Origin of the sequence: Shewanella sp. (genome assembly GCF_051658185.1) — a bacterium.
In the GTDB taxonomy this organism is placed as follows: domain Bacteria; phylum Pseudomonadota; class Gammaproteobacteria; order Enterobacterales; family Shewanellaceae; genus Shewanella.
On sequence record NZ_JBOFMC010000280.1, the window covers coordinates 1 to 11,335 of the forward strand.

12 protein-coding genes are annotated in these 11,335 nt (G+C 50.5%); 6 read left to right on the forward strand and 6 right to left on the reverse strand.

The genetic code is table 11. The features are described 5' to 3' along the window. Positions 1 to 105: 105 nt before the first annotated feature. Positions 106 to 264 carry a hypothetical protein gene (locus tag ACRCZA_RS10615; protein ID WP_007646662.1) on the reverse strand — a complete coding sequence of 53 codons (159 nt, stop codon included), beginning with the start codon at positions 262 to 264 and terminating at the stop codon, positions 106 to 108. Here ACRCZA_RS10615 and ACRCZA_RS10620 point away from each other — a divergent pair. Beyond that, entirely contained in the window at positions 258 to 542 is a 285-nt protein-coding gene (locus ACRCZA_RS10620; RefSeq protein WP_438674406.1) for a hypothetical protein, read from the forward strand. The two genes, ACRCZA_RS10615 and ACRCZA_RS10620, sit on opposite strands and share 7 nt — an antisense overlap. 10 nt (positions 543 to 552) lie before the next feature. On the opposite strand, the gene ACRCZA_RS10625 is transcribed toward ACRCZA_RS10620, so the two are convergent. Next, a complete protein-coding gene (locus tag ACRCZA_RS10625; protein WP_438674407.1) occupies positions 553 to 1,941 on the reverse strand; it encodes an RsmB/NOP family class I SAM-dependent RNA methyltransferase in 1,389 nt (462 codons plus the stop codon). Positions 1,942 to 2,121: 180 nt separating this feature from the next. Further along, positions 2,122 to 2,844, reverse strand: coding sequence for a DUF2461 domain-containing protein (locus tag ACRCZA_RS10630; RefSeq protein ID WP_438674437.1), 723 nt, complete (start codon positions 2,842 to 2,844; stop codon positions 2,122 to 2,124). A 329-nt stretch (positions 2,845 to 3,173) separates the two neighbouring features. Between ACRCZA_RS10630 and ACRCZA_RS10635 the strand changes: the two genes are divergently transcribed. Together ACRCZA_RS10635 and ACRCZA_RS10640 are read left to right on the forward strand one after the other, a co-directional pair. After that, on the forward strand, positions 3,174 to 3,737 hold the full coding sequence (locus ACRCZA_RS10635; protein WP_438674408.1) for a PhnA domain-containing protein: 564 nt from the start codon (positions 3,174 to 3,176) through the stop codon (positions 3,735 to 3,737). Positions 3,738 to 3,931: 194 nt separating this feature from the next. Beyond that, positions 3,932 to 4,567 (forward strand): fumarylacetoacetate hydrolase family protein, encoded by a 636-nt coding sequence (locus tag ACRCZA_RS10640; protein WP_438674438.1) that lies wholly within the window; start codon positions 3,932 to 3,934, stop codon positions 4,565 to 4,567. Positions 4,568 to 4,743: 176 nt separating this feature from the next. Here ACRCZA_RS10640 and ACRCZA_RS10645 read toward each other — a convergent pair whose 3' ends face one another. Then, positions 4,744 to 4,986, reverse strand: coding sequence for a hypothetical protein (locus tag ACRCZA_RS10645; protein ID WP_438674409.1), 243 nt, complete (start codon positions 4,984 to 4,986; stop codon positions 4,744 to 4,746). Between the two features lie 106 nt (positions 4,987 to 5,092). Next, complete coding sequence (locus tag ACRCZA_RS10650) at positions 5,093 to 5,725, reverse strand: TetR/AcrR family transcriptional regulator (protein WP_438674410.1); 633 nt, start codon at positions 5,723 to 5,725, stop codon at positions 5,093 to 5,095. A gap of 356 nt (positions 5,726 to 6,081) precedes the next feature. On the opposite strand from ACRCZA_RS10650, the gene ACRCZA_RS10655 reads away from it, so the two are divergent. From ACRCZA_RS10655 to ACRCZA_RS10665, 3 genes are read left to right on the forward strand one after another with little or no spacing between them, the layout of a single operon-like run. Next, the gene (locus ACRCZA_RS10655; protein WP_438674411.1) at positions 6,082 to 6,930 is read left to right on the forward strand and encodes a virulence protein; all 849 of its coding nucleotides are present in this window, start codon (positions 6,082 to 6,084) and stop codon (positions 6,928 to 6,930) included. A 13-nt stretch (positions 6,931 to 6,943) separates the two neighbouring features. Beyond that, a complete protein-coding gene (locus ACRCZA_RS10660) occupies positions 6,944 to 8,056 on the forward strand; it encodes a BamA/TamA family outer membrane protein (RefSeq protein ID WP_438674412.1) in 1,113 nt (370 codons plus the stop codon). Positions 8,057 to 8,066: 10 nt separating this feature from the next. After that, positions 8,067 to 9,248, forward strand: coding sequence for a DUF4056 domain-containing protein (locus ACRCZA_RS10665; RefSeq protein WP_438674413.1), 1,182 nt, complete (start codon positions 8,067 to 8,069; stop codon positions 9,246 to 9,248). 402 nt (positions 9,249 to 9,650) lie between these two features. Here the strand turns inward: ACRCZA_RS10665 and ACRCZA_RS10670 are convergent, their stop codons facing one another. Further along, positions 9,651 to 11,297 (reverse strand): PfaD family polyunsaturated fatty acid/polyketide biosynthesis protein, encoded by a 1,647-nt coding sequence (locus ACRCZA_RS10670; protein WP_438674414.1) that lies wholly within the window; start codon positions 11,295 to 11,297, stop codon positions 9,651 to 9,653. Positions 11,298 to 11,335: the final 38 nt, after the last annotated feature.

Genomic DNA, 11,335 nt, shown 5'->3' on the forward strand with positions numbered 1-11,335 from the left:
CTAACAAGCAAGTTGGACATAATCCAACTTGCTCGGATGATTTGCTCTGATTTGACGGGGTTTTATTAGGTACTCATTGGAGTTTATCCAACAGTACCATTTACGCTACTTTGATTTATGCTGATAAAAATCCACCTCAGTTTCGTCAGAGTAACGACGCTTAGTATCTCTGCGACGTTGTTTTACGCGTTTATTTTTTTGTTTACCTTTGACGTTATCGCCCCATGGCGCATCATCGTCGTCAAATTCATAGGAGTGTGACATGGTCAAAATTCCAAAATATACCTGTGCCATTCGCAGCACGGGATCTTTTTACCCAAAGGGACTATGAAGCTAAAGCGAAATTTTTAATCATTAATGGTGAAAAGTTTTGTCCGAGATGGGCGGGTATGGCTATGAATGGCGTGATAATTCAAGTAATTTGCGTTGTTGCAATTTATCTTGTTGATATTTATTGTAATTTATTTTGTGCATCATCGACTTTGTTGACGGCAGCGCTTCGCGCCCAATCACTTGGGCGCGAAGAACCAACAGAAAAATAATGAGTTAGCATTATCTGCTGCGGTACATTTTTGCGACAAACATGCCATCGCTGTTTGCCTCAAAGGGCCAGATGGTGAGCATGTCGGTTTCTTCGCCAGTGAAGGGATGACGAACAGGCTCCAGGGCAAATTCGCGATGCTGTGCTAGAAATGCCCTCACAACGTCTTCATTTTCTATGGGAGAGAGTGAGCAGGTGGCATACACTAATTGGCCGCCAAGCTTAACAGCTCGACTGCTACGGCTGAGAATGTCGAGTTGGAGCGCCGCTTTACTGGATACTGCTTGTATATCATCGAGCCAGCGCATGTCTGGGTTGCGTCGCCAGGTACCCGTGCAGCTACAGGGGGCATCGACTAATACGCCATCGAAGTGATCCGTCGGCACCGGGAGCGCATCGCTTGTCCAGCGAGCGATACTGATCCCATCACATTGCGCTCGTTGGGCGCGTTTTAGCAGTTCTTCTAGGGCATTGCTGCGAATATCCGAGGCAATGATATGCCCAGATGCAGGCCTCGAGTTAGCAACTGCGTGCGCTAACATTAACGCGCGCAGTTGTAGGGTTTTACCGCCAGCCCCGCTGCAGGTATCCCACCATAGGGCGTGAGGTTCGGGTGCGCAAATTTGGCCTATCACCTGCGAGGCTAAATCTTGGATCTCAATTTTCCCGGTTTTATAGAGGTCGATTTCATTCAGATTCATGCTTTTGCTGCCAAGGTTGATGGCATCATCAAAATAATGGCCAGCGGTGGCATCAATGCCGAGCGCTTGTAATTGCGCTGCCGCAGTTTGACTGCTGATCCCCTGAGCTCTCCCCCAAATAGGCGGCCGACTGGACATGGCGGCAATCAGTCGATTTTGCTTGGCGGGTTCGAGGGGACATACTTGCCAAAACCAATCGGGCAATAAGTCCTCTGCTTTACATGTCGTCGCAGGAAAGAGCTGCTGAATAAGCGCCAATTTACCCTTCAGGTCATCAACATTGAGTGATTGAGCTTGCTGGTAATCGCGATCAGATTGGGATAGCTCATGCCAAGCGTTGGCGATATCTTGCCAAGGATGGGCTTCTAATAAGGCGCAGGCGCTCAGATGGGCAAAAAACGCTGTAGGCTGCGATGCATGTTGTTGCTTTAACCAACCCCACCAGCGAAACAGGCTAAACAGCGATTCGCGGATGATTTTTCTATCCTTAGAGCCGTGTTTTTTATGTTCTCTAAAGTAGTTTGCTAAGATGCGATCGGCGGGCAATTTACGGCTGAGCACTTCGTCAAATAATGACTTAATGGTATTGGCATAGCTGAGCGCCCGTTTTTGTGCGGGGGTGTGAGGTTGCACGTTTAAAAGGGATGACGTTAATGGGGTAGCGGTGTTCGTAGGTGATAAGCTGTTTGGATTACCCATAAATGTAGCCTGAAAAATAGTTCAATCACGCCCTTGCGGTGCAATAACGGCATGGCTGACAAGAAAAATAAGTGGGACGCAGTGTAGCAGTTTTGCAGTGGGTTCGCAGTAAAAAGGCCGCGTGGAACAATGTTGTTTGGCCTAGCGGGGCTAGGCCTGTAAGTGCATAACAGCTTAAGGCTAAAAATCAAGTTCGAGGGCGAAGCAAAGATACGCCATGAGTGGCGAACAATGTTTGAAGTGTTCGGCGCACAATTGGACGGCGTCAGGGCGACATAAGTCCTCAAAGGGGATATGTTTCACCGCGATAAAATCTTTACGCTTAAGTTCGCTCAGCAGCGGATGGTGTTTATCAAACCCTTTAGGGGGGCGGATGAGGCTATCTCCATCCATCTGAAATCCATGGTGTTGCAACGTCTGCAGTGCTTTTTTATAGCCGTTGGGATTCTCGTCGATACAGCTGCGGATTGCATTTAAGGTTTTTGATTCTGGATGCCAAATACCTGCGGCGATAAAACACCCTTGCTCGGCGATATGCAAATAGAGGCCTGGAGCATGGACATCCTTGCCTTGAAAGTGGCGAAATTGAATGCCCACATTGGTTTTGTACGGGGTTTTATCGTGGCTAAAACGACTGTCCCTTTGGGGACGCATGAGACTGCCGCCGACTTTTTTAGGTACTGCGGTCAGTCGTGGTGACAGTTGCAGAATAAAGGGCTGGATTTGGGCAATAAAGGCGAGCGCAGGGGTGCGGACCTGAGCTTCGTATTCATCCTGATGGGCTTTAAACCAGTCTCGGGTATTATTTTGGGCTAATCGAGTTAAAAATTGGAGACTGGCGGGGCTGAACGCTGCCGCAGCCTGTGGTGCGCTTGTGTGTGCCTGTGTGCGTGAGTCTATCATCGGTAAGCCTTTATTGTGGGGCATTGCCTTGCCATCACAGTGATTAGTTTACGTTATTGTTTTATAAAGTAGTTTTATTGCTTTGATTGCGAGAGTCATTCGATGCGAGCGTTAGCTTAAGTAGAATGCTCCTCGGCTCATACTGCCATAAAATACACCGGGGAGGGAAACTGCACGGGCCTTATGTCTGCCGATTAATAAAATTACCTGTATTTTCAATCTATTATGATTTTTTATTGGTAGAAAGTCGGCTTATCTTGCCTAATAGACTGCCGCAAAATGCCGATTTATGGCATAATTTACGTTTTACTAGGCATATAGACAGAAAAATGACTGAAAATGAATTACTAAGTCGCTGTGGCGGCAAGTGTGAACTCTGCGCAAGTGAACTTGAACTTTCCATTTATGACTTACCCGCTTCGGAAGGTCATGAAAATGAGATCATGCTTTGTGAAACCTGTAGTGGACAAATTGCCGCACCAGATACCATGGACATGAACCACTGGCGTTGTTTAAACGACAGCATGTGGAGCCCGGTTCCTGCAGTTCAAGTGATGTCGTACCGTATGCTGAAGCGCTTAAATACCGAGAGTTGGGCGCAGGATTTGCTGGATATGCTGTACCTTGAAGAGGACGTCAAAGCTTGGGCGGATGCCGAGAGCCTGGCCGTCAGCGACGATACGCCTCCCACGTTAGACAGCAATGGTGCTGTGTTAAATGCCGGTGATACCGTCGTGATCATCAAGGACTTAAACGTTAAAGGCACCAGCTTTGTGGCTAAACGCGGCACTGCGGTGCGCAATATTGCACTGACTAACAATCCTGAGCATATTGAAGGCCGAGTCAATGGGACTCGGATTGTGATTTTGACTTGTTTTGTGAAAAAGTCTTAATTCGCCTGCGTGCTTAATTTTTAGTGACGCGTTAAAGATCAAACCGTTATCCTAAGGATAGCGGTTTTTTTATGGCTAAAATTTAAGGCGTAGGACCACAGGCGCCTGAGGTTCGGCGCTATGGTGATCATCCCTTTAACAATGCGACAGTGCTGAGCGATGTGTAGGGTTAAATCTGAATAGAAGGATCAATGATGAAAGCGGTGATGTTAGTGGATGCAGTGGATAACGCCATTTGTCCAACAAAAATTGTCTGTATTGGCCGTAACTATGTGGATCATATCCATGAGTTAGGCAATGAAATCCCCGAGGAAATGGTGGTTTTTTTAAAACCCAACTCTGCCATCACGACTCAGTTGCAGTCACAGCACCAAGGTGAGAGCTTGCACTATGAGGCCGAGTTATGTTTTTTGTTTCAGCAGGGCCGCTTTAGCCACGCGGCTGTGGGGCTCGATCTCACTAAGCGGGCGCTACAGAATCAGCTAAAAGCTAAAGGTTTACCGTGGGAGCGAGCAAAGGCCTTCGATGGTGCCGCGCTGTTTAGTCCATTTATCGCCATTGAGGATCCCGATGCCGCAATCGACTTTACCCTGAGCATTGATGGGCAGCAGGTGCAAGCGGGTCATGTGGATTTGATGATCAATAAACCTTCGGCGATCCTCGCTCAATTGCAGACCTTTATGAGCCTTGAGGATGGGGATGTGGTGATGACTGGCACGCCAAAAGGTGTCGGGAGCATTCCTGCCAACAGCCTCTTTAACGTGAGCTTACATCAAGGGATAAAGGCCGATACCGCCCCTTGTGTGCAGTGGCAATGGCGGAGTGCCTAGCACTTAGCACTTAGCACTTAGCACTTAGCATTTAGTACCTAGTACCTAGTACCTAGTGGCATGATTGTCGCTCTGCTAAGGTGTCGTCTGAGCGTTGGGGTTGCCTGAGCCGCGATGTCGCGTGGGCGGTGGGAGAGGGGCGCAGGATTTGCCGTCACGTCGCTTTTGTTCGCGGTTTAACGCTGAGCGACGGCTTCCATATCAAGCTCAATATCGGTACAACCCTTAGCACAATAAATCCCCGGTGCATGCGCCGCGTTGGCCTTTTCAGGCAAGATCACCGTTAAGGCTTGTTTGCACTGAGGGCATTGAACGGACTTGCCCTGTAGCACCCGTTTAATCAGCTGCTTTTGCTCATTAAATGAGGCCGTGGTGGTTTGATTGAGTAGCGTAAAGGGATTTGGTGTAGTCGTGGTCATTGAGGGGGATCCTTAAGGCTCGCGGCAATTGGCTTTTAGCGTGTCCGGCTGTGGCATGGGCTCACGCGGCGCGATTATAGCGTGAGTGTCGTGATGATTGAACAGGCTATGGCGCAGCAGTAGTGGCGTCATCTCGCGTTCTAGGTTGCTCATAGGCACAAAGAAATATCCGGATCATTTCATTAATTAATGCTTCTTGCGTTACTGTTGTGGGGGGCTCCACATTGGCCATTAATTGTGGCCAAAGAAAATGGCCATGGAAGAGGTTGATGATAACCGAGACCATGAGTTCACTGGCGCCTTGGCGAATACGGCCATCGGCCATGGCCGCTTCAATCCAGTGTTGCAGCGCGCCATCAGTGTTTTCAACCAGCGCAAAGTATTTTGCTGCCAGTTGTGGCTCGCGGATCAATTCAGCCACTACCATGCGCACCACAGATAACCCCACTAATTGATACAAAGCGACGACTTTTTGTTGCAGATAGGCGCGTAATTGAGCCGCTAAACATTGTTCAGGGCAATAGCGCAAACTGTGGGGTTGCATCTTCCCATCAATCAGGGCGCTGATGGCGGCTGAAAATAATAACTCTTTACTTTCAAAGTGGTTATATAAAGTGCGCTTCGAGGTGCCGGCTTTTTCACACACTCTGGTCATATTGGCGGCGCGAAAGCCATATTGCAGCAACTCATCTTTTGCGGCCTCAATTAAGGCGGCTCGCTTACGCTCGGTTAATTTCATCGGATCTTTTCACTTCACCTTGGGGCTCTCAGGCGCTTAGGCACTGTCTGTTTGGGCACTGTTTGTTTGGGTATTGTCTGTTTAGCTGTTTAGGCTCGGCCAGTGTGGGACTCTGGCCCACACTGGGGCCCACACTGGCGCCATTATAGCGGCAAGGTCGAAAATGTATACTTTTGAGTTTACTTTTTTAGGGGCTAACGGTATCATCTGCGCCCTCCATTTCGAACGGTATCATTGAGCGCTGTTAAAACACCTGATTTAAAACCCATTGGGTTAAACACAGGTTAATATTAAGCCATGATGATACCCAGCTCCGCTGGCGACTAACCCGCTGCTTTAATGACGAAGCCATTTGAATGAAAAAATTCTCACTGTTTATCGTGTTGCTGACATTCGCCTCCTGCGCTGCGGTTGCTGAGTCGATTAACTTGCCTCTTTGGAAAGAAAAGGCCGAGGCGTTAGGTTACACCTTGCCTAAGCCGTTAGGGTTAAATCTGAGTTATATGGCGATGGAGCAAGGGATCAATGTTGATTCGATTGCCATTCAAGGCCTGCCTTTTCAGCAGCTCGTACTGGATTTAAAGGCTGAGCCCGGGCGGCAATATACCGAGGTGCTGACCTTAAGAGCCGATGTCTGGCTGTTGCCTTTTCTGAATGTGTACGGCTTAGTCGGCAAATTGGAGGGCTATTCGACGACTGACGTTACCCTGTCGGCGGGCTTTAATCCGGATAGGCCGTTAATCACCAAAAAAATCAATGATTTTCGCCTTGATCTTGACGGTTACACGACTGGCTTTGGCGTGGTATTAGTCGGAGGATATCAAAATTGGTTTGCCTTAGTGGATGCCAGTTTGACCCAAAGTCGCTTAACTGTGGTGGATGGCAATATTGATGCCCTCGTGATTTCGCCGCGTGTGGGTTATGACTTTCATCGTCATAATCTGCCGTTACGGCTGTGGGTTGGGGCGATGTATCAAGATGTCGAGCAAACACTCCAAGGTTCACTGGTGGATTTAGGCCTGCCCGGCGACCTCGGTGCTGCGCTGCCCAACACGGCGCGATTTGAGGTGAAACAGCATTTACAAACCCCGTGGAATGCCTTGCTGGGTCTGCAATATCAACTTAATGAGAGCTGGTCACTGCTCGGTGAGTTTGGCTTTGGTGAGCGGCAAAGCTTGTTTTTCTCGATTGATAGACGCTTTTAATCTGTAGACGGCGATGAAACTCACAACGTTGATGGTTATGGCCAGTCTAAGTTGTCCGTTGGCCGTGGCCGCCGAGGATGATTGGCTCGAACAATGGCTTGAACAATTAGGCGCAAGCGCCACGGTGGATGAGCGCAAATTGATCGATTGGGGGGTGCTGCCCGGTCCGTTTGTCAATCCTGAACAAGGCTTGGGCATTGGCGTTGCTGCTGTGGGGCTGTATACCCCGAGCACATGGCGCCAAGGTGAACCCTATTCTACGGTGACCGTGACCTCTTACGCCTCAACCTCCGGTTCCTATGGCCTAGGCTTAGTTAATCGCACTTACCTTAATAACGATCAATGGCGCATTGTGTTTGATGGTTGGATAAGTCATGCGCCGAGTGATTACTGGGGAATTGGTGCTGAAGCGGCGATGCAAGAGCACAATAAAACCCATTATGACGCCAAGCGGTTGCAGCTGAATCCAACCTTAGCCTATGAGGTTTTCCCGAATATCTATGTCAAAGCCGGTTGGCAATGGCAGCGCTATCAGGCGGTGGAGGTGACCGACGCCGGCGCCGTTGCATTTGAGCTCCAGCCTGGCACCAGCAGTGGCAGTCTGCTGGGTTGGGAATATGACAGTCGTGATTTTGAGCCCAATCCGCAAGTGGGCAGTTATATCAATGTAGAGTGGCATGATTACCGCCATCGCTACGGCAGTGATTTTGCCTATCAGCAATGGTTAGTCAATCTGCGTCATTATCGGCGGCTAACGGACGATACCATAGTGGCGATGGAATGGTTTAGCCAGTCCCTCTCTGGGGATGTGCCTTGGTTTGATCACGCCATGTTGGGAGATGCCCAGCGCATGCGCGGTTACTATCAAGGCCAGTACCGCGACAAGCAATTTGCCGCCGTGCAGCTAGAAATTCGCCACAGCTTTAACGCAAGGCACGGCATGGTCACTTGGCTAGGCGGTGGGACGACTGCGGCAACGTTTGCAGAGTTAACCCAGAACCAATGGTTGCCCACGGTAGGCATTGGTTACCGTTTTGCCTTTAAAGCGCGCATTAACGTGCGCATTGACCTAGGGATAGGCAAAGAGACCAATGGATTTTACTTTCAGATTAATGAAGCCTTTTAAGGTTAATGTGATGAAGTTAAATATAATTAGGCAGTGCCTGTTCAGTATCTTCAGTTTATGGGCTGTCAGTGTGAGTGTAAGCTTACCCGCCCAAGCGACTCAAGCGCCCCAAGCGGCGCCCACAGGCGTGCGTCCCTGCTGTGCCTTTGGTTATGATCTCAAGGCGCAGCTTGGCGGCATTGCCGTGCCGTTCTTTTCGGTGGGGAATGTGCTTGGCGTCGAGTCCCTTGGGCACCATCGTTATAATCAAGGCGATCAGTCATTATCCGCCAGTTTATTAGGCATGAGTGATGAGCAAAATGGCCTACTGTTTACTGCGCGCGCCGGTTTTATCGACTCAGCCCATGTGCGCGATACCGCCGATTTTACCTTTTATTTGTTCCGCCAGAATCTGGCCACGCTTGGCCAAGAGGCCAAGATCAGCTTGCCCGCCGAATTGCGTGTACGGCAAATCCACTGGCGGGCCAAGGACACTGTGCTCAGCGAGCAGGAGCGTATTACCCGCAGCGCCCAAGCCGCCAGCTTGGTTGCTTTTCAATTGGCCCAGTGGCATGAAATTGCCCAGTGGTTTGGGCTCACCTCTGTGGGGGGCTTTCATGAGTTAGCCTCCGCGTTTTCCCCGGAGGATCTGTACTCCAATATGCTCGGCGCGGTGTTAGCCCAAGAGGTGTTACTTGCCCATCCCACCGCCACGAAAAAGCAGTTTGAGCAGGAGTTTGACCGCCATTTTCGTGCCAAATTGACGCAGCTTGAGGTGCAAAGCGCGGCGGTGACTAAACAAAAAATCCAGCAACTAGAAGGCATTTGGTGGGATAGCCAGCGCCGATTGCCGGACAAGTGGTTGCTGCTAAAACGGGACTACCGTTTAGGTTATCAATTGCAACCCAACTATCCCAATACCGATATGCCCCTTGCGCTGTCACCGACCTTTGATAACGGTGAGCGGATTGAAGATTGGGTCGAGTTACAACTGCTCAATGCTGACTCAACGGCTGCAACCGAGAGCGCGTTTGCGGCATTTTTAGCCCAAATGCCGTTAGCCGAGGTGTGGACGCCCAGCCAATTTCACTGGTTTGCTGCGTTTGCCATGCAGCAAGATAGCCAAGCGCATCCGCAGCAGATGGCAGTGCAGGTTGAGCGTGATGACGGGGCACGTTCATCAGAACAGAGCAGTGCCACAGGCATGCATTGAGCTCAAGCTTGAGCCTCTGATAATCTTGAGCTGAAACAGCACTCATCTCATCACGTTTGGGGACTAACAGACTCACGTTTTGGCGCTAACACACTCACATTGTGGGGCTAACACACTCACATTTTGGAACTAACCACTCACGTTTTTGGATTCACCATTGGCGGCTTTTATCTCGAGTGGCGGTCCATTAAGTGCAGGCTCTCTTGCCGGTTCAGACGCTAGCCAGTTCAGACGCTTGCAGGTGCAGAGCGCTTAACCGGCAGGATAGCTCTGAACAGGCTAGAGCGTTGTTAACTCGCGAGAGATCTGAACTTACAAGAGCGCTCTGAATTTGCAAAAGCACGCAGCTGCATTTGTGTGGTTATCCAACCCGACTTATCCAACCCGACTTATCCAATGTGACTAGCAAGGTTGCTGTGGCCTCCAGCGTTGTAGGCTGACGGGGATGCTCACTCCTTGGGCTAACAGTAGGTTAATCCGCGCTTGATAGGCGGCGCCCACCATTAAATGTTTGGCTAAATCCACCGCATGGCGGGCGCGGTAATCATCCAAATAACTGCCCTTGGCCCAAGCATTAAAGGCACCAAGGGCGGGGCCGGCCCAAATTTGATAATCCATTTCGCGGCCAACTTCACCGGTGTTAGACCAGCGGCTCGACAGCCCTAAATACCAACGGAAAATCAGCGCCATTTTACGTTTGGGGTTATCCTGCGCGCGCTCAATTTGCTTCGGATCGCGCTCGTTAAAGTGGGCAATGGTGCCCGCCCAAATATCATCGAGTGAGGCGCGAAACACTTGCTCCTCAAGCTTTTTACGCTCATCTAAGGGGATCGCCTCAATTGAGTCGTAACGGCTGTAGAGGTCATATAACTTATTGGCGCGCATCGGAAAGAGCGTGCCGCGTTTAACCACCTGCAATTTCACCCCCATTTCGAACATATCTGCGGCAGGCGCCATCGTCACATCGGCCATTTCTGTGGTGGCGAGCAATTTGCGGGTATGTTCGCTCGCGCCCGCTTCCACACAGGCTTGGTTAATTGAGCCGGTGACAATATAAGCTGCGCCCATGTTGAAGGTGGCGAGCGCCGCATCGGGCGTACCAATACCACCGCCAGCCCCCACGCGGATTGGCGTTTTATATTGGTACTTGGCTTGGATTTCATCCTTGAGGGCTAATATCGTCGGTAATAGTGTGACGAGTGGCCGATTGTCGGTATGGCCGCCAGAGTCGGCTTCGGCGGTGATGTCGTCCGCCATCGGCACACATTGGGCCATCGCCATTTGATCTTCACTGATAAGGCCTTCATGCACCAGTTGCTGGAGCATTTTAGCGGGCGCAGGTTGCATAAATTTGCTGGCAACTTCGGTGCGGCTGATTTTGGCGATGACCTTGTTGCCAATGATAATCTCGCCATGGGCATCGCGGCTTAATCCCGCCGCGCGGTAATAGACAATGTGCGGCGTTAAGCCTAAAAAGGCCGAGGCTTCCACTGTGCGAACCTGATGTTTTAAGAACAGTTCAACGCTACCACGCTCTAAGGCGCTCTCGCTGGGGCTGTGGATTAAATTAAAGGCGTAGGGCCCATTGGGCAGCGCGGTTTGAATGCGTTTGATGGCCGCCTCAACCCGTGATGGGATCAGCCCCGCCGCGCCAAAGGCACATAAAATGCCTGCCTGCCCGAGGGCGATAACCAGTTCTTCCGAGGCAATTGCGTTAGCCATCGCGCCGGCATAATAGGCATATTTGACGCCGTGAACGCGGCAAAAATGACTGTCGCCTAAACTTTGGGTGCCAAGGGCGGGCGCAAATGCGCTGACGGGGTGTGAACCCGCTAGCGCTGGGCTGTTAGGGTTGGTCACCTCGGCTGACTGGGCGATGCCTAAGCCCTGTTCACTGTGATTGACTAGGTAACAGGCTTGGTTTAACTCTTTGAGTTTTTTGCCTAATGTGTCGATATCAAAGTGAAGTTCGGCCTCCTTGACGTGCCACGGCCAAGGGGTGAGTGTTTGCAAAGGGCGATGAAATGGATCTTGCGTCTGGCTCGTCATGGGTGTTCTCATGTTATCTGTGTCGCCCTGCGCGATAG